The organism is Arthrobacter sp. TE12231 (genome assembly GCF_054062895.1).
In genome coordinates, this window is the sequence record NZ_JBSSFS010000001.1 from 3,208,279 (window position 1) to 3,226,804 (window position 18,526).

Consider the following 18,526-nt stretch of genomic DNA (forward strand, 5'->3'; position numbering starts at 1 on the left):
GTCTTGCGCTAAAGATGCAAGCCATGCATACTGGAGTCAATTAGCGCAGAAATGCATTAAATCAATTGGAGGTCCATCATGAAGATTCCACAGCTCCACGTCGGCGCCGGCAGCAGGCTCGGGCCCCTCGGCATCTTCCCGGTCTGGACCTCCGGCTTGGGCAGCCTCGGCATCAGCACCGGGACCCACGCCGACGTCGCCGTGACCGAACTCGCCAGCGGCGCCCAGGTCGACCGGCTCACCGTCACCAACAACGGCCCCCACCCCGCGCTGCTGCTGGAAGGCGAACTGCTCGAAGGCGGACAGCAGCACCGGACCTGCGCCCGCGACGTCGTCCTGGGCCGCGGCGAAACCCGCGACATCGACACCTTCTGCGTCGAAGCCGGCTGCTGGGAAGCCGGAGAAACCAGCCACCGCCGGCAGGCACGGCGCGCCCCGCTGAACGTCCGGTCCGAGCTGGCCAACGGTGGTCCCAACAGCCTGCGCGGGACCAACCGGCAGGGCCGCATCTGGGACCGCGTCCGCCGCTTCGACACCGCCCGCGGCGCCTCGGTGACCAGTTCCCTGCTCGACCACATGGACCGGTTCAAGGAGGACGTGCACAACCGCTTCGACGCCGCGGACGCACCGGCCGCGCTGGAAGGCCAGCGCGGCGTCGTGATCGGACTCGGCCAGCAGCCGCTGCTCCTGGAGGTCTTCGGCACCAACACCCTCTTCCGCCGCCACTACCGCCAGCTGATCGATTCCGCGCTGCTGGACCTGGAACTCCTCTCACCCCAAGCGCTGGCGTCCGGCCCCATGCCGGGCCAGCGTGCCCGCGACTTCGCCGCCCACGTCCAAGCGATGGACTTCGGAACGTTCGACGACGGCGCCGCGGCTGTCGAAGTCCGGAACCACGGCTCACTCCGGAGCCGCAATGTCTCCCGCGCCGCCGGAACCGTTTCCGCCGCCGGCATCGCCGTCGAGCTCGCCAAGCGTCGCCCCCAGCTGGCCCACCTGACTGGCTGGAACACCCAACACCCCCTGATGGAGATGGCATGAAACTGACCCCCTTGCAGAATGACCGCGCGGCCGGCGTCCTCGTCGCCCTGGCCGCCGGCGATGCCCTCGGAGCCGGCTACGAATTCGGCACGCCGCTGCCGGACGATGCCGAGGTCACCATGAAGGGCGGCGGGCCCTTCGGGTTCGCACCGGCCGAGTGGACCGACGACACGTCCATGGCCATCCCGATCGCCCAGGCCGTGCTGGAGGCAGCGTCCAACGCGGGGTCCTCCTCCTCCGCGGCGCTCACCATGATTGTCCGGGCCTGGACCGCATGGGCCGCCGAGGCCAAGGACGTGGGCGCCCAGACCAATTCCGTCATCGCGGCCGCCCGACGGCTCGCTTCCGCTGCCGGCAGGAGCGAAGTCCATGCCGCTGACTTCAGCGCCGCGGCCGCGGACTTCCACGCCCGCACCGGCCGCAGCGCGGGCAACGGCTCACTCATGCGCACGGCACCGCTGGCCCTGGCCTATCTCGACCGTGACCCGGCCGAGCTGATGGCTGCCGCTGGGGCGCTCAGCGCGCTGACGCACGCCGACCCGGACCCGCGGGAAGCCTGCGGCCTCTGGTGCGTGGCCATCCGTGCAGCGGTCCTGACCGGGAGGCTCGACGTCCGGACCGGCCTGCCGATGCTGTCCGCCGACCGGGCGGCACTGTGGCTGGAACGGATCGAAACGGCGGAGCGGTCCCGGCCGCGGGACTTCACGCGCAACGGCTGGGTGGTCGAGGCGTTCCAGGGCGCCTGGAGCGCCATCCACTTAGCGGGCGCGTCGGCGTCCGGCCCGGCGCACCTACGGGCAGCACTGGAAGAGGCCGTCCGCGGCGGCCGGGACACGGACACCGTCGCCGCCATCGCGGGCGGACTGGTGGGCGCCGCTTACGGCTACACGACCGTGCCTTTCGAGTGGCGGCGCCGCCTGCACGGCTGGCCCGGGCTGGGGGCACGCGACCTCATGATGCTTGGCATGGAGCTCGGCCGCGGTGAGGGCCGCCGGCCCGCGTCTTGGCCGCGCGCCGAGCACCAGGACTACAGCATGTGGAGCAGCACCGATGCGCTGGTCCAGCACCCGCACGACGACGGAGTGTGGCTGGGCGGCGTCGGGTCCCTCGCGCGCGTGGCGGAGTTGGGGATCGACGCCGTCGTCTCCCTGTGCCGGCTGGGAACTGCTGATGTGCCGTCCGTTGCGCCGGAGGACCATGCGACTTTCTGGATCATCGACTCCCCTGTTGAGCACGACAACGCCCACGCCGCGTTTGTGCTGCGGGACGCGGCATCCGCCGTTGAACGTTTCCGGGCGGAGGGCAAGACGGTGCTGCTGCACTGCGTCCGGGCGGAGTCGCGGACGCCTACCGTGGCCGCGTTGTACGGGGCGCGGGTTGCGGGGATTACGCCGCTGGAGGCGCTGGACGATGTGCGTCGGGTGCTGTCTGGCGCGAATCCGAACGGATTGTTCGTAAAGGTGCTGAAGAATGCTCAAACAGCACCATAAGATGAGCAAATTGTGGGTCTCGGAGTCCAAATAGCGGTTCGCGGAAATGCAGGGGGAAGATAGTGCCCGTTTACCTTGAAGAGCTCGCCCTGAGCGTTGCCCGGTGCGATGAACTATCGGCAGCAAATGATCCGGAAACGGGCCACGGGCACCCCTGCCACAAGATTGTCAGGTCCCAAGACGCCAATAAAGGTCCGGTTCAAGTCCCGGAAGCGTGGGCCGGCAACCTTGAAGCCGCACGAGTAGTCTTTCTTTCGTCAAACCCCGCCATTAGCGTCGGCAACCCGAACGCCAAGTGGGCGTCGAAAAAATATGCTGAAAAGTACCCCACTGTCGACTGGGCAGATTCTGACATCGCTGACTTCATGGTCAACAGGTTCGATTCGGAGCATGGGTGGGTGGTGGGACGACGACATCGTAAGGTGGATTCCGCGGCCGTCGACGGCTCCCCCGCGTACGGTTCTCCGGAGCCGTATTGGGGCTGGGTCGAGAAACAGACGAAGTCATTGCTGGGTCCAGACGTCGACTGGTACGACGCCGCCGTGATGACCGAAGTCGTCCACTGCAAATCCAACAACGAGTACGGCGTTCCTGAAGCAGCGCTGCGCTGTTCTACAAGTCATATGGGTCGAATCCTCGAATTGTCATCGGCCGGACTGGTCGTCGTCGTTGGTGGTCAGGCAGCCAACGCTTTTCGCGTCGCCTATGCCGAGCCGCTCGGGAGCAAGCCTAACTTCGGCAAACACAGTCTCAATGGACTGCCTGACGCAAACCACAACGTCTTCCAGCTTCAAATCGGCGGGCGCACGAGGCTTGTGTGCTTCGTCAAGCACCCGGGAGCGCGCGGCGGGTCCGCAATGTTGGAGACCCAGTATCCCGATGACATCGAACGTATTCGAAATGCAGCAAGGGGGCAGCGATGAAATGCATTCCGGAAGAACCGGACTTCGGTGACGGCCAGCTGGCGGAGAAGGTGCTCTGGGATACGCTGAAGAAGAGCCTGCCGGACGACGTCGTACTTGCTCACTCAGTCCAAGTTCGAGACGGGCGCGCGGAACACGAGATCGACATCCTCGTCCTGTGGCCAGGAGTGGGTGTGGCCGCCATTGAGGTCAAAGGCGGCAAGGTAGGCGTCGCGGACGGACAGTGGTACCAATCAGACCGCTCCGAGAAACGCCCTCTCAAAAGCCCAGTGGTGCAGTCCCAGGGATCCGCACACGCCTTCAAGAACTGGATCGAGTCTCGACTCGGGAGTCGACTGACCAGCCGTTTCGCTTACATGGTCAGTTTCCCGTACACGGACGTCCGGCAAGATTGGGAGATGGCCGGCTGCCCTCGGGCACTCGTCTTGGACAAGGCAGACACCGTTTCCCCCGCCGCACTGGTCCGCGCGGCCATAGAACAGGAAGGCAGTGGCTCAACCCCTTTGGTGCCGGCGTTCATGGATCGAATCGTCCGCGTGCTCAGCGGAAAGCTGGGAGAGGACGAGGCTCGGACTCAGGACCATAAGGAAGCCGAGGACGCGCAGGATCACCTCACCGAACGTCAATCAGTGTTGTTGCGGGCAACCCGGTCGGTCCCCCGGATCAGGTTCACCGGAGGGGCCGGCAGCGGCAAGACCTGGTTGGCCGTGGAAAAGGCCCGGCTGCTGTGCAGGGAAGGCAAACGCGTGGGCCTGTTCTGCTACAACAGAGGGCTGAGCCAGTACTTGCAGCAGCAAGTCTCCGGCTGGCGGCAGGCCAAACCCATTTTTACGGGCGAATTTCATGAGTACGTCCGGGCGCTCGGTGTCCCCAACGGTTCCGGGCAGGATTATTTCGAGGAGGAAATGCCCCGCCTTCTCATGGAACTGGCGGGCCGCATGGAACCGCACGAGCGTCTGGACGCCGTCGTCGTCGACGAAGCGCAAGACTTTGCCCCGCTGTGGTGGGAATCGCTGCTCGCCTGCACCACCGATGCCGAGGCCGGTGAGGTTTACGCGTTCATGGACGACCGGCAGGACGTTTACCAAAGGTGGGGCGGGACTGTCGCCATCGGCAAGCATCCGACGGCAGACCTGGTGCCGATTCATATCGATGAGAACCTCCGCAACACCAGGAAAATCGCCGAGACGTTTAGGTCTTTCGCAGGCGAGCACTTCACTCCCCGGGGCGGCACGGGCCTGCCTGTACGGCGAGTCGAATGCCTGACGGACGACGCCCTCGACACCGCCGACGAATGTGTCGAAGCGCTCATGGACGAAGGCTGGTCCAACAACCAGATAGCTCTCCTGACCACCAAGTCACGGCACCCGGTGCATCAGGAGCGCTTCGACAACGATTCCATTGCCGAGTACTGGCTCGACTTCCATGCGAACAACGACGTCTTTTACGGCCACGTCCTGGGATTCAAAGGCCTCGAACGATCCGCGGTGGTTCTTTGCGTCAACGGCTTCAAGGACCTCGGCCGCGCAGCGGAGCAACTGTACGTTGGCCTCTCCCGGGCCAGGAGCCTGCTGGTGGTGGTTGGCGATTCTGCTTTGTTGGAAGAGGCTGGCGGGCGGGACCTCAAGGCAGCACTCGCCCGGGCCGACACGTGGATGCCTGCAACTCCGGCCGATCGGTGAGGGGACGGGGTGGCTCCGCCAATATTGTCAGTGCCGCGAAGTATGACTTCCTACAGGAGACAGGACCCCGACTGGGATAGGGAACGAAGTGAATCTTGAAACGGATGTGATACTCGGTGCCTTTGCAGTCATCGGTATTTTCGTTGTATGGGTAACGCGTCGAAATAGTGCGAAAGACCGCCCGGGCGACAGGGCACTTAAGCCGACGGCAGACACCATCCCGCCCCGGGCGCCATCGCCGCCGGAACGGGGCCGACCACCACGGCCAACCACAGGTTTGGGGCAGGCTAAGGCACCGACCGAGTCGCAGCCTGAAGTCGTGCGCCGCTTTCACGCTCAGCTACTCACTGACACCTCGGGAGCGCCAATAGGCTCTGGAGATCGGGCCGCATGGTTAAAGGCTCGGCTGAATGGGGTGACAGCTACCGACGTCGGAAAGATCGTCAAACTCAACGGTCACTTCAGCGAGCAACGAGCTGCCCTCCTGGAAGCAAAGTTGAGCGGTCAAGAAGGTCCGTTCCTGCCCGCTTACCAGCACGGCATCGACAGGGAACCCATCATTGCCGCCTGGGTTGCCGGGAACTACGGGATCCAGCCCAACAGCCTGCTTTGTCGTGGCGACAACCCACGTCATCTGGCCACACCGGACGGTATCGGTGCCGGTGTCGTCGCCGAGATCAAGACGTCCACCCGGCCTTTGGACCAGGCGCTGGGCACGTACAGGGATCAGCTTCAGTGGCAGCTCTATGTGACGCAGTCGGAGCGTTTGCTGTTTGTCGTCGAGAACAGGGACACTCTCCAGAGGGAAGCCCGCTGGATAGAGCGGGATGATTACCGCATCTTGATCCTTGCCGCACATGCCGATGCGTTCATCCAGGAGCTGGACGAGCGTCGAGCAGCCGCCCGTCCTTCGATTGCGACGCCAGCGCAGCAGCCAGCAGCAGGCCCAGTTGCTCCAGTGCCGGCAGCAGTAGGGACTGCTTCGCCCGGCCTTCCGCACGCGCCTGCCTCGCTGTCTACCGCTGCGACTACCCCGGCCCCGGCAGTGACAGTTGAAAATGACGTCGATGAGACCCGTCCTTGGAACGACGCTGAACGCGGGAAGCTCGTGGCTGGCTACGTGGGAGGTGCAACGATTGCAGAGCTCGCGACGCGCGTCGGCACAACCCATCGGGCAGTCGTCTTCGAGCTCAGCCGGCTGTGGCTAAAGCCAGAAGGTTCGATGGTCGATCCCACGGCCGCGAGGTTCGGAGCCTACTGGAGTTCAGGGGAAGAGCGGACCCTTAAGGACCTTTACTCGACTGGCATCAGCCTCCCGAACATTGCCCGCAAAATGCAGCGCGACCAGCTGGGCATAGCCTTCAGGCTTTTCGAGAACCACATTCCGCAGTTGCCAGCGGCTCCTACGACTCCAGCAGAGAAACGCAAGGCACATACGAGTCCTACGCCTGAACCGTCGCTGCCTCTCGACTTCGAGACGACGAACCCCGCACCGCCAGCGCCGGCACCTGAGGCTATAAGCATTTCTGAAATGCCAATACCTGCCGTACTTCTTCCTCCCAAAGTCGCTGTCCAGCGTCAAGAAGTCGTGTTGCCACCCGAGACAATCGTCGGAGGCCTCGACCCAGATAACGACTCAGATGACAATCGCCATTGGTCGCCGATGGAGTTGGGGAGATTGCTGAATCTGTATGGCGACAACGAAGACATGGAGATCTTCGAACTGGCTCGACATTTCCGCACCACGAGCCGCGCCGTCGTTATTGCCCTGGCGTCCATAGTCCTTGAGCCGCAAGGTCCACTTGAAGATCCTCACCTCGCGAAGCGGGACTGGACCCAAGGTGATGTCGACACCGTCCATGACTTATTCAGAGCCGGGTCTCCTCTCCCCCAAATCGCGCATGCTACCGGACGTGACCAGTTGTCCGTCGCCTTCCGTCTTCTTGGGGATAGACTTCCGGAGATTTCAGGGCTGATTGAAGAATTCCAGACGGCATGACAATCGTGATGCCAAGCTTGGCCAAACAGGGGGGAAAATGACAGTTCCGGACATTCTGGATGACGACCATATCGATGCTGCAGCCAAACTTCTCAGCGCATACTACCGTCGAACAACTGCCGATCTGCCCGCCTACACGGGAAGCCTGTTCACCAGCTGGGCCGGCGGTGGAGATGCGCCGGACGTCGTGGACTGCGTAACGTCCGACGACCTCATCGCTGTCTCATTTCTTGCATTGGACGTCCCCGGCGAAGCAGCCTTCGGAATTCTGGAGACTCATGCAGCTCTGATTTCCGACCTTCTGGCGCAGATTCCGGCCGACCTCGACATGGCCGACATTCAAACGAACAACTTCGACAAACTATTCGGCGAAGACAGCCCTGCGCTTCAGCTATGGCACGTTCTCCGGGGACGCGACACCGGCCGCTGGGGCATGGGCGAGACTCGCACGAGCAAGTTAATTGCCAGGAAGCGTCCCAGGCTCATCCCCATCTACGATTCGATCGTAGGTCCGCTGATGGAACTAGAGACCGGGTCGGTGGGCCAGTGGAAAAAGTGGCACACGGCGTTAACCAATGGCGCAGGCCTTCCCCAGCGGCTCCGAGAAATTCGCAGGGTCTCAGGAATCTCAGATCCGATTTCTGATATTCGCGTCATGGATATCGTGCTCTGGATGCACGGGAAGCGGAATCTCGCCTCGTGATCGGCCGCAAACGGGGGCCCGAGACGCTCAGGGACAACTATGCGCAGTTCATCGAGCAGCTGGATGCCGCCTCGAAGAACCTACGCGCGCGTCACGCATCACTGAACAGAACGCTTGCAATGGTGGGCGTGCTGTTCAATCAAAATGAGCTCGGCCTCATTCTATGGAAAGAACGGCGAACCAGGCTCGGCAAGTTGGTTGCCAAAGAAACGAAGTCGCCAGACAAAGAAAATTCGCTGCGCGAGCTCCATGAGGTCGCGCTCAGGATGGAATCGATGTTTCTGCTCCGCACGCAACGCATCGGGGAGCAACAAGCCGCTGTCAAGGGCCGCTTCGAGGAAATCAATAAGTCACTTCTCGATCTTGACAGGAGCAAGCTCAAACTCCATTCGTCCCGAATGCTGTCGCGCGATCGCGAGAATCTCAACAGAGCTGTCGCAGGCCTTGCTGGCACACCCCAGGGCGCAAGCGCGGCCTCGGCGGATCTCGGCCTTCGCGATGACCTCAACGAAGCGCGACGGGCTATCATCTTGGCCGAAGCTCTCCTGGAACTGAAAGGGAAGTGACCGTGACGCAATCCCCATCAGAGAAGTTTGTCATCAGAAGTTTCACTTCTGAGCAGTGGGACGGCAGGAGCAACCCTGGACCAGTACATATTCTGAAGAGGTTCAGCCGGAAGCGGCTATTAGTCGGTCTCGTTGTTTTCGTCATCCTCCTGGGCCTAGGAACTTTCGGTGCCGTGATTTTGACACTCGGCGTGCTAGGAATTGTGTTCAAGTGGCTAGTGTCCGGGGACAAGCCCAGCCAGAAGTTTGTGAATGAGCTCATGGAAGATGTCAATGACGCTCTCATTGAACTCACCGGTGACCCGAATGTCAGTCTGTCCGCCAAGGATCTGAGGGGGTTGCACAATTCCGGCCGGCACGTACCGCTGCCCGTAAACGGAGTGGCAGGACTCGAGCTACGCGTCGGCAGCGAAAGGCTGGCTGCTGAGGTCCGAACAACTCGGGTCACTGTCGTTGCCACCGCACCCGACTATGGAACCGCCAGCTTCGACCGGCTGCTTCAGGCCACTCTCGACGCCGACTGACGAGACACGCCGGCAGGCCCAACATATCGAACCGGGTCTGCTCGCAGGACAGGGACTCCGGAAACTGCTGCTCCAAAGCGAACGCCGGACCGCCGACGGCTGGGGCCCGCTCAGCGAGCCTTCAGCCCGTCCCAGCCGTACTTTTTCGTCTCCAGCGAGCTAGGCCGAAGCCATTTGGCGATCACAGAATGCCGCCAAAGAACGCCGAAAGTCACGGGCGCGCCGCCAACAAGCGTCACATAACTGTTCACGTATTCTGAGACCCGCGAAGCTAGCTAGACACTGAACCCCTTTGGGAGGACTTGCCATGCCTCAAGATCCGATTGACGTTGTCGACGCCGTCGACGCTGTCAACACCGACGACGCCAATGATGCCGACCGGAAGGTCGTCGAGGATGAGCGAGCCGAGCTGCGGGATTTCATCAAGGGGCTCAGCCCGGACGACATCAAGTCTGGCGGATGGTTCACCAAGCTCGTTGCCCAGGCCCTGAGCTCCTACACCGGCAAGGTCACCTGGCAGTACTTCCAGGAGAAGTATGAGGGCGTACCCGCAGACGCCATCGTCGATCAGCGGATCAAGATGGCGACTCGGTACGCCGCGCTCGAAGGTGGGCTTTCCGCCGGCGCCTATTCGGCGGCCATCATCTCCACATTGGGGACCCTTGGTGGTTCCTCGCCGGCAACTGTCCCGGCCGCCGTCGCGACCGTCATGGTTGATGTGGCGTTCATCACCCAGCTCCAGCTCCGTCTGGCCTACGACGTCGCGGTCCTCTATAGGGTCCCGCTCGACTTGTCCGACCCCGATGACATGTGGAAACTCATCCGGGTGGCCTTCACGATCAAGAGCGGGGAACTCGTGCGTGGGGGCGTGGCCAAGGCGGTCCCGGCCATCATGCGGCCGGTGATCAAGCGCTTCTATTCCGGAGCGGTCCTGACCGCCGCGAAGGGGCTTCCCTTCGTCGGAAAGTTCCTCCTGCAGCGCACCGTCATCAAGATCGGAATCCCACTCGTCGGCGTTCCGCTCGCGGTGGTGCTGAACCGCTACACGACGCTGGTCGCGGGACGGCACGCGCAAGCCGTCTTCCGGAGTGAGGCGCGGGTGATTGAACTCGCCGAGAATCTGTGCGAGCGGAGTCAGCACCCGCAGCTGACACTGTGGGTCGCGTGGCTCGTCATCATGGCGGACGGCAAGATCGCCGACGAAGAGGCCCTGTTGATGCGTCACCTGGTGAGGCTGGTCCGGGACCAGCATCAGGTGGTCGATGAGCAGCTCGCTCGCCTCGTCGATATCGACCCCGCCGAGGTGTGGCGACGCCTAGACGCCGAGTCAGGGGATCTGAGTGAAATCCTCGACGTGGCCAACCGGGTGGCCGCTGTGGATGGTGCCGTCAACGCGCTCGAGAAAGCAATCATCTCCGAGCTTCAAGAGCGGTGCGTCCGCGTCTGACGCCGTCATGCGTCATCTGTCCGGCGCCTGAGACTTGCCTCCCCTGCACGGCCCCGCAACTGCTGAGGAAGCGTCGGCTACAGCTTCCGCGCTTGTGAGTCATCCGGTGCCTCGCCCGAGGAAGGGCCGGCGCTGCGCGCCGCTTTCCTTAGGCCACCAAATCCCTCAATCGGGTCTGCCCGGGAGACAGGCCAGGGGTGACGATCTCTTTCCCGGCCACCACGCCCAGCCGAAAACCGCCACCACCCGGCCCCTCCCCACAGCCACCGTAAACTGACAGCCACCCACCTCAACAGGGGGTACTTAAGAGATACAAGCCTTCAACGTCCGGTGAGCGCTGACGTTGAAAACGGGGCCGCACTTATCCGTCACAAGCTGTCCGGCTGGTCATGAAGCTGGGCCAGAAATAGCCGTCCTACCGGGGCCGTCCAAACCTGTCGCAGTCACGTGCGGCCCAAGGTAGCGGGTCGGTCCCGAGCAACGCTTTTGGACGGTTGCCAGCACTCAAGGACTAGCCGCGGCGCACGCTCCTTGGCGGCGACACCACGGGATTACAGAACGCCGCCAAAGAGCAATCAAATCCATACCCGAGATCTCATATCCAGAACGCACCACCGCTACCGAATCACGATGCGAAAGCGTCCTGGATAGTTCCTAGCCCCCGCCCTTCTCCGGCCGCCCGTTTACGAAACGCGACGCGATCCCACACCCACCCTCTACTGTTGATCCTGCACGCAACGAAACCGTTTACGTAAACCGTTTTCCGAAACCGATTACGCAATCAGAGCAGCAGAAAACAAGACACCCTCAGGGAGGAGGAACAGTGGTCACCATCCGCGATGTCGCCAAGCACGCCGGCGTTTCTCCTGCCACCGTTTCTCGGGTTGTCAACGGGCTGGTGGGCTACTCCGACGAGACCCGGGAACGTGTCGAAACTGCCGTCAAGAGCCTCAGCTACGAAACGGACTACCTCGCCCGGGGCCTCAAGACCCGGCAGACGTCCGTCATCGGGCTGCTCGCGCCGATGGTCTCCGATGCCCTGGCTTCCCAGGTGATGCAGGGCGTGGAGGAGGAAGCACAGGAACGCGGCTACGCCGTGATGCTCGGCCGCACCGGCGCCAAGTCCGCCTACATCGCCGGCTACCTGCGGACGCTGCGCACCTACCGGGCCGCCGGCGTCATCCTCATCTCCGCGGTGATCACGCCGGAGACCAGGCAGCTGCTGGGGCCCAACGTCCCCATCATCTCCGTCGCCATCAGCGACAAGTCGGGCTCCCCCAGTGTGGCCATCGACGACGAGCAGGCAGCCTACGACGCGACCCGTCACCTGCTGCGGCTCGGCCACCGGCGCATCGGTCTGCTGACCGGGGATCCGGCGTCCATCTACGTCGCCCAGCCCCGGAAACGCGGCTACCTCCGCGCCATGACCGAAGCCGGCTGCACCCCGATCACGGCCACCGGCAGCTTCTTCTACGAAAGCGGCGCCGCCGGCACGGACGAACTGCTGCAGCAGGAACCCGGCCTCACCGCGATCTTCGCGATGAGCGACGAGATGGGTGCCGCCGTCGTCAATGAACTGCAGCGGCGCGGCCTCCGGGTGCCGGAAGACGTCTCCGTCCTCGGCTTCGACAACACCTCGACCTCCCTGCACGTCAACCCGCCGCTGAGCACCATGGCCCAGCCGCTCGAGGACATGGGACGGATGGCCGTGAAAAAGCTGCTCCGCTCCCGCGACCTGGGGCCGAAGATCATGCCGCACCGGCTGATCGAGCGCGGCTCCACCGCGCCGCCGAGCTCAACACCGGCGGACCCGGCACCCCCCGGCACCCCAGAACCCTCCAGCTAAACCCAACAAACCAACCACCCACGGCGGCAGCCGGCACTCCCCCGTGCCACCAGGCAACCCGCCGCGATTCCGCATGCACCAAACCACCCGCACCAACCCATCGCACACCCTAGAAACAAGGAGCAACACATGAGGCAGCGCCGCCGCACCTGGCAGACTATTCTCGCCACCACCGCATCCCTGACCGTCGCCGCCGTCGCCCTCACCGGCTGCGGCGGGACCGCCACGGACGCGAAGAGCACCCCGAACGCCGCCGCCGCGTCCTTCGAGGGCAAGGGCCCCATCAACTATGTCTCCAACCGCGATGCCTCCGGCGCCGCGAACAAGAGCATCGAGGAATGGAACGCCGCCCACCCGGATCAGAAGGTCACGTTCATCGAACTGCCGGACTCCGCGGACCAGCAGCGCCAACAGCTCATCCAGAACGCCCAGATCAAGTCGGACACCTTCAGCGTGCTGAACCTGGACGTCGTCTGGACCTCTGAGTTCGCCGCCAACAAGTGGATCCTGCCGCTGCCCCAGGACGCGATCCCCACCGACAAGATGATCCCCGCCACCGTCAACGCCGCAACCTACCGGGACACCCTGGTCGGCGCCCCGTACTACACCGACGGCGCGCTGTTCTACTTCCGCTCGGACCTGCTCAAGGCCGCCGGCATCGCCGCCCAGCCCAAGACCTGGGACGAAATGAAGACCGCCTGCAAGGCCATCCTGGCGCTCCCGGAAGCGGCGGGCATGTCCTGCTACGCCGGCCAGTTCGACAAGAACGAGGCCCTCACGGTCAACTTCTCCGAGGCCGTGGCCTCCGCCGGCGGCACCGTGGTGGACGCCGACGGCAAGCCCACCGTCAACACCCCCGAGGCTCGGAAGGGCCTGAACCTGCTGGTGGACGGCTTCAAGGAAGGCCTCTTCCCCTCCGACGCCATCACGTACCTCGAGGAGCAGGGCCGCCGCGCGTTCCAGGACGGCAAGCTCGTCTTCCTGCGCAACTGGCCCTTCCTCTACGCCTCCCTGAGTGCCACGGACGGCTCCAGCAAGGTGGCCGGCAAGTTCGGCATCGCCTCCATCCCCGGCACCGACGGCCCCGGCGTCTCCACCCTCGGCGGCCGCAGCCTGGCCATCTCCCCGTTCACCAAGAACAAGGCCACTGCCCTGGAGTTCGTCAAGTTCTTCACCAGCGAAGAGCAGGCGCAGAAGCGCCTGGCCCTGTCCTCCCGTGCCCCGGTGTACGCCTCCCTCTTCGCGGACCCCGCCGTCGTCGCCAAGCGACCGTTCTTCCCCACCCTGCTGACCTCGCTGAACAACGCCCAGCCCCGCCCCAAGGTGGTCCAGTACGGCGCCACCACCAAAGCCATCCAGGAAGAGGCGTACGCGGCCATCACCGGCAAGAAGGACACGGACACGGCCCTGAACGACATGCAGGCCAAGCTCACCGAGCTCTCCGCCAAGTAATTCCGCCCCATAGCACCTGCCGGGCTGGCCGGTTCACCCCGGCCGGCCCGGCAGCTGCAACCCCAGTGAGGTTCCCAGAATGACGACGACGACGACCGCCCCGCCCGCCGGCGCGCAGCCCGGCACGCCCCAACCTGCCAGCCTGCGCAAACGCGGCAACCGCGCCAACCGCGCCAACCGCACCCCCGGCGAAGGCCGCATGGCAGCGCTGCTGCTCTCCCCCACCATCCTGGTGCTGGCCCTGGTGATCGCGTACCCGCTGCTCGCCGCAGTGCACCAGTCCCTCTACCGCGCCGAATCCGGGCTGGACGCGGACGGCTTCGTGGCCGACGTCGAATCCTTCGTGGGCCTGGCCAACTACGCCGACCTCTTCGTCGGGGAAACCGGGCGGCGCTTCCTCAACGCGCTCGGCAACACCACGTTCTTCACCGTCACCACGGTGTTCCTTGAGACCGCCCTGGGCCTCTGCCTGGCCCTGGCCATGAACCGAGCCTTCCGCGGCCGGTCCTTCCTCCGCGCCAGCATCCTGGTCCCGTGGGCCGTGCCCACCGCCGTGTCCGGTCTGCTGTGGCGCTGGATCTTCCAGTCCGACGGCATCGCCAACACCCTGCTGGGCAGCGAAATCCTCTGGACCGCCGAGGGTAACGCCTCCCGCGCGGCCATCATCATCGCCGAGGTCTGGAAGACCGCCCCGTTCATCGGCCTCCTGGTCCTCGCCGGCATGCAGGTTATCCCCGGTGAAGTCTACGAGGCCGCCAAGATCGACGGCGCCGGCTGGTGGCGCCAGCTCGGCTCCATCACCCTCCCATTGGTCAAGCCCACCCTCCTGGTCGCCGTGCTGTTCCGCATGCTCGACGCCCTGCGCATGTTCGATCTCCCCTTCGTGCTGATCGGCCCCGGCAAGGAATCCGTGGAAACCCTCTCCATGCTGGCCTGGGACGAATCCAACCAGCTCCGCTATGGCTCCGCCTCCGCGTTCGCGGTCATGCTCTTCCTGTACGTCGCCGTCGTCGCGATCGTCTTCGTCAAGGTGCTCGGCGCCGACGTCACCGGCGCCAAGGAACTGAAGCTGATCTCGAAGAAGAATCGCACCCAGGCAACCCGCACGCTGGCGAACACTGACCAGGCAACCGCCGAACAGAAGAAGGCCGAGGCCACCCGATGACCATCTCCAACCTCCGCAATGCCGCAGCGTCCTCCGGCGCACCTGGCGCCATCGCGCCCGACGCAACCGCCGCCGTCGGCCATTACGGCAATCCGAAAACAGGCAAGCCGAAAGCGCCGCGCACGTGGCGCTCCTACTCGGTGTACCTCGGCCTGGCGCTGATCTTCGCCTACTGCCTGGCCCCGTTCTACTGGATGCTGGTCTCCAGCCTCCGCCGCACCGCCGACATTTTCGACAACACCCTTCTCCCGGCGCCGTTCTCGCTGGAGAACTACGCCAAGGTGTTCGACGGCTCCACCATGTTCGGCCAGGCCCTACTTAACTCGCTGATCGTCGCCGGCACCACCACCGTGTTCGCGCTGCTGCTGGGCGTCTTCGCCGCCTACGCCATCTCGCGGCTGAACTTCCGCTTCAAGTCGGTGATCCTGGGCGTCATCATCGCGACGTCGATGTTCCCCGGCATCTCTGTCGTGGTGCCGCTGCTGCGCCTCTTCACGGACCTCGGCTGGATCAACACCTACCAGGCGATGATCGTGCCCAGCCTGTCCTTCGCGATCCCGCTCGCGGTCTGGAACCTCACCACGTTCATGAAGGCCCTGCCGTTCGACCTCGAGGAGGCCGCGATGATCGACGGCTGCACCAAGTGGCAGGCGTTCCGCCGGGTCCTGCTCCCGCTCGCCGCGCCCGGCGTCTTCACCACCGCGATCCTGACGTTCATCCACAGCTGGAACGAGTTCATCATCGCGCTGTCCATGATCAACGACCCCAAGATCCAGACCGCCACGGTGGCGATCTCCAAGTTCACCGGCGCCACCGAATTCCAGGCGCCCTTCGGCGAGCAGATGGCCGCCGGCGTGATCGTCACCGTACCGTTGGTCATTATGGTGCTGATCTTCCAGCGGCGGATCGTCGAAGGCCTCACCGCGGGCGCGAGCAAATGAGCTCTGTCGAGGAAACTGCGATCGCGCAGGCGGCTGACTGGTGGCAGTCCGCCGTCATCTACGAGGTCTACCCGCGCTCCTTCGCCGACGGCGACGGTGACGGCGTGGGCGACCTCGCCGGGCTGATCGCCCGGCTGCCGTACATCGCCTCCCTCGGCGTCGACGGCATCTGGATGACCCCGTTCCAGCCCTCGCCGCAGGTGGACCAGGGCTACGACGTCACCGACTACTGCGGCGTGGACCCCCTGTTCGGCACCATGGAGCAGTTCGACTCGCTCCTGGAGCAGGCCCACGCGCTGGGCCTGCGGATCCTGCTAGACGTCGTCCCCAACCACTGCTCCTCCGAGCACCCGCTGTTCCAGGCGGCCCTCGCGGCCGGCCCGGGCTCGCAGGAGCGGGACATGTTTCACTTTGTGCCGGGTCCCATGGGCATGTCCGACGACGGCGGCGCCGGTTCTGCATCTGACGCCGCCGACGGTTCGACCAACGACGCTTCAGCCGATGACGTCCCGCCGAACAACTGGCAAAGCGTCTTCGGCGGCCGGGCCTGGAGCCGCGCCAACCCCGAGTCCGAGACGGACAAGGACTGGTACTTGCACCTGTTCTCGGCTGGCCAGCCCGACTGGAACTGGCGGAATCCCGCCGTCGGCGATTACTTCGACGGCGTGCTGCGCTTCTGGTTCGACAAGGGCGTGGACGGGCTGCGGATCGACGTCGCGCACGCGCTGTTCAAGGCCGACGGGCTGCCGGACTCGCCCTCCACGGGCGGGGTGGTGGACGGGCTGCGGTCCAACCCGCAGGTGTCGGACCAAGAGGACGTCCACGAGGTCTACCGCCGCTGGCGCACCATCGCGGAGAACTATGAGCCGCACCGGCTGCTGGTGGGCGAGGTCAATCTGGAGCCGGCCCGCGCCGCCCGCTACACCCGAGCTGACGAGATGCAGCAGGCCTTCGCCTTCGCGTTCGTGAAACTCGGCTGGGACCCGGAGGCGTGGGCAGCTGTCGGCAACGAGCTCGAGGCCGCCCGGCAGCTCCACGGCGCCGCCCCCACCTGGGCGCTGGAAAACCACGACATCGTCCGCTCCGTCACCCGCTTCGGCGGCGGCGAGCTCGGCGGCATCCGGGCCCGGGCGGCACTCGTGGCCTTAATGGGACTGCCCGGCGCCGCCTACCTCTACCAGGGCCAGGAACTCGGCCTGCCCGAGGTCGACGTCCCCGTCGAGGCCCGGGTGGATCCGATGTGGGCCCGCGGCGGCGTCTGCCGCGACGGCGCCCGCGTCCCGCTGCCCTGGACCGAAAACACGGCGCTCAACCACGGCTTCTCCCTGACTGAACCTGTCGCGGATACGTGGCTGCCGGTCCCCGCGGGCTGGGGAACGCACGCCATTGAACGCCAGCAGCAGGACCCCGAATCCGACCTGAACCTGACCAAAGCGGCCTTGGAGCTGCGCCGGCAGTTGTGGAAGAACGAGGTATTCACCGCGGACGACGGCGGCACCTGGCGGGTCGAGGCCGGAAACCTCCTCATCTGCGAACGCAACGAGCACTTCCTCGTCGCCGTCGCGATGGGAACAGAACCGGTTCCGCTCCCGTCCGGCACGGTTCTGCTCAGCGCCTCCCCGCTGGACCAGGACGGCTGGCTGCAGCCGAACAACGCCGTCTGGGTGCTGAAAGGCTGAGGGTTGGCCGAGCTGACCGAAAGCGGCTCGCCCGGCTTCGCGGCGCTTGGAAGGCTGTCGAGATGACCGAAGGAAGGGTCTCCGGCAGAGAGGCACACACGCCGTCAAATTGCCATAGTCTTCCCAGGGAACTGGTAGCTTATTCCCAGCGAGCCCATCGGAAGCATCTGGCAACCACGCCCTTCCCGACAGTTGCGGCCTCGCTGCAAGCAGGGGGAATCTTGAAGAAAACACTCGCTCTAGTAATGCTCGCCGGTCTCATACTGACAGGCTGCGGCAGCAAACAGGCATCCGCCCAAACGGAAACCGCCAAGGCAACGGCTGTCGCCGAGAACACCATCGAGGTCCCCGACGTTGTCGGCCTTACCCTCGACAAGGCCACTGACCAGCTCAAAGACCTCCGGTTGAAAGCCCACGCCACGGATCTGACCGACGGCAAAACGATCATCATCGAGAAAAACTGGCAGGTGGTAAGCGAGGACCCTCTCGCCCACGCCAAGGTCGCCGAGGGTTCCACCGTGAAACTAGGGGTCAAGCACCTCACGGATGAAACGCCGACGCCGACGCCCACTCCCCCACCCACCCAGGCCGCTGCAAAGGTTGTAGCTCCTGTGGCGCCGCCGGTCGTGAAGGCACAGCCCGTGGCACCACCCGTAGTAAATGCACCGCCGGTGGCGCCGCCCGTTGTCAAGGCTCCGCCTGCAGTGGCACCGCCCGTTTACAGCGGGATCATTTGCAACGACGGCTACGCCTGGCCAAACCCGACCCGCCGCGGCGCCTGCCACGGCCACGGCGGCATCCGAAACTAATCGTCGCCAACGTGACAATGGCCGGGCCGCCCTCGCGGGCCGCCCTCGCGGGGCGCCCGTCGCTGTCGCGATGAGCACCGAACGCGTGCAACTGCCCGCCGGACGGTCCGGCTCAACGCGAACCCGCCAGAACAGGACGGTTGGCTGCAGTCGAACTACGCGGCCTGGGTGTTGCGCGGCTGAGGCTTCGGCTGCGGGGCCGTCCACGATTCTTCGGGAACGTGGACGGCCCTTTCGCCTCTCCGTTCGGGAGCATGAA

General features: G+C 64.6%; 15 protein-coding genes. All 15 read left to right on the top strand.

Features of this window, described 5'->3' with window-relative positions:
* The first annotated feature begins 78 nt into the window (after nt 1-78).
* A complete protein-coding gene (locus ACVWYS_RS14365; protein ID WP_456509949.1) occupies nt 79-1,041 on the top strand; it encodes an ARPP-1 family domain-containing protein in 963 nt (320 codons plus the stop codon).
* Nucleotides 1,038-2,531: an ADP-ribosylglycohydrolase family protein gene (locus tag ACVWYS_RS14370; protein ID WP_456509950.1), complete on the top strand. Its 1,494-nt coding sequence runs from the start codon at nt 1,038-1,040 to the stop codon at nt 2,529-2,531. Before ACVWYS_RS14365 ends, ACVWYS_RS14370 begins: the two co-directional genes overlap by 4 nt.
* 62 nt (nt 2,532-2,593) lie before the next feature.
* Entirely contained in the window at nt 2,594-3,454 is an 861-nt protein-coding gene (locus ACVWYS_RS14375) for a hypothetical protein (RefSeq protein ID WP_456509951.1), read from the top strand.
* Nucleotides 3,451-5,136, top strand: a complete 1,686-nt coding sequence (locus ACVWYS_RS14380) for an NERD domain-containing protein (protein ID WP_456509952.1) — start codon at nt 3,451-3,453, stop codon at nt 5,134-5,136. The genes ACVWYS_RS14375 and ACVWYS_RS14380 overlap by 4 nt, the downstream gene beginning before the upstream one ends.
* A 319-nt stretch (nt 5,137-5,455) precedes the next feature.
* Nucleotides 5,456-7,135 (top strand): YqaJ viral recombinase family protein, encoded by a 1,680-nt coding sequence (locus tag ACVWYS_RS14385; RefSeq protein WP_456510294.1) that lies wholly within the window; start codon nt 5,456-5,458, stop codon nt 7,133-7,135.
* A 37-nt stretch (nt 7,136-7,172) separates the two neighbouring features.
* Nucleotides 7,173-7,838, top strand: a complete 666-nt coding sequence (locus ACVWYS_RS14390; RefSeq protein ID WP_456509953.1) for a DUF6308 family protein — start codon at nt 7,173-7,175, stop codon at nt 7,836-7,838.
* The gene (locus ACVWYS_RS14395) at nt 7,835-8,404 is read left to right on the top strand and encodes a hypothetical protein (protein WP_456509954.1); all 570 of its coding nucleotides are present in this window, start codon (nt 7,835-7,837) and stop codon (nt 8,402-8,404) included. Before ACVWYS_RS14390 ends, ACVWYS_RS14395 begins: the two co-directional genes overlap by 4 nt.
* Before the next feature lie 2 nt (nt 8,405-8,406).
* On the top strand, nt 8,407-8,928 hold the full coding sequence (locus tag ACVWYS_RS14400; RefSeq protein WP_456509955.1) for a hypothetical protein: 522 nt from the start codon (nt 8,407-8,409) through the stop codon (nt 8,926-8,928).
* 307 nt (nt 8,929-9,235) lie between these two features.
* Complete coding sequence (locus ACVWYS_RS14405; RefSeq protein ID WP_456509956.1) at nt 9,236-10,375, top strand: hypothetical protein; 1,140 nt, start codon at nt 9,236-9,238, stop codon at nt 10,373-10,375.
* An 823-nt stretch (nt 10,376-11,198) separates the two neighbouring features.
* The gene (locus ACVWYS_RS14410; RefSeq protein ID WP_456509957.1) at nt 11,199-12,221 is read left to right on the top strand and encodes a LacI family DNA-binding transcriptional regulator; all 1,023 of its coding nucleotides are present in this window, start codon (nt 11,199-11,201) and stop codon (nt 12,219-12,221) included.
* Nucleotides 12,222-12,350: 129 nt separating this feature from the next.
* On the top strand, nt 12,351-13,673 hold the full coding sequence (locus ACVWYS_RS14415; protein ID WP_456509958.1) for an ABC transporter substrate-binding protein: 1,323 nt from the start codon (nt 12,351-12,353) through the stop codon (nt 13,671-13,673).
* A gap of 79 nt (nt 13,674-13,752) precedes the next feature.
* Nucleotides 13,753-14,838: a carbohydrate ABC transporter permease gene (locus ACVWYS_RS14420; protein ID WP_456509959.1), complete on the top strand. Its 1,086-nt coding sequence runs from the start codon at nt 13,753-13,755 to the stop codon at nt 14,836-14,838.
* Nucleotides 14,835-15,779: a carbohydrate ABC transporter permease gene (locus ACVWYS_RS14425; RefSeq protein ID WP_456509960.1), complete on the top strand. Its 945-nt coding sequence runs from the start codon at nt 14,835-14,837 to the stop codon at nt 15,777-15,779. The genes ACVWYS_RS14420 and ACVWYS_RS14425 overlap by 4 nt, the downstream gene beginning before the upstream one ends.
* On the top strand, nt 15,776-17,458 hold the full coding sequence (locus ACVWYS_RS14430) for an alpha-amylase family glycosyl hydrolase (protein WP_456509961.1): 1,683 nt from the start codon (nt 15,776-15,778) through the stop codon (nt 17,456-17,458). The genes ACVWYS_RS14425 and ACVWYS_RS14430 overlap by 4 nt, the downstream gene beginning before the upstream one ends.
* A 221-nt stretch (nt 17,459-17,679) precedes the next feature.
* Entirely contained in the window at nt 17,680-18,267 is a 588-nt protein-coding gene (locus ACVWYS_RS14435; RefSeq protein WP_456509962.1) for a PASTA domain-containing protein, read from the top strand.
* The last annotated feature ends 259 nt before the right edge of the window (nt 18,268-18,526 follow it).

Coding starts and splice junctions, on each gene's coding strand:
- ACVWYS_RS14365 (WP_456509949.1), top strand. CDS start 79: ATGAAGATTCCACAGCTCCACGTCGGCGCCGGCAGCAGGCTCGGGCCC.
- ACVWYS_RS14370 (WP_456509950.1), top strand. CDS start 1,038: ATGAAACTGACCCCCTTGCAGAATGACCGCGCGGCCGGCGTCCTCGTC.
- ACVWYS_RS14380 (WP_456509952.1), top strand. CDS start 3,451: ATGAAATGCATTCCGGAAGAACCGGACTTCGGTGACGGCCAGCTGGCG.
- ACVWYS_RS14390 (WP_456509953.1), top strand. CDS start 7,173: ATGACAGTTCCGGACATTCTGGATGACGACCATATCGATGCTGCAGCC.
- ACVWYS_RS14405 (WP_456509956.1), top strand. CDS start 9,236: ATGCCTCAAGATCCGATTGACGTTGTCGACGCCGTCGACGCTGTCAAC.
- ACVWYS_RS14415 (WP_456509958.1), top strand. CDS start 12,351: ATGAGGCAGCGCCGCCGCACCTGGCAGACTATTCTCGCCACCACCGCA.
- ACVWYS_RS14420 (WP_456509959.1), top strand. CDS start 13,753: ATGACGACGACGACGACCGCCCCGCCCGCCGGCGCGCAGCCCGGCACG.
- ACVWYS_RS14425 (WP_456509960.1), top strand. CDS start 14,835: ATGACCATCTCCAACCTCCGCAATGCCGCAGCGTCCTCCGGCGCACCT.
- ACVWYS_RS14430 (WP_456509961.1), top strand. CDS start 15,776: ATGAGCTCTGTCGAGGAAACTGCGATCGCGCAGGCGGCTGACTGGTGG.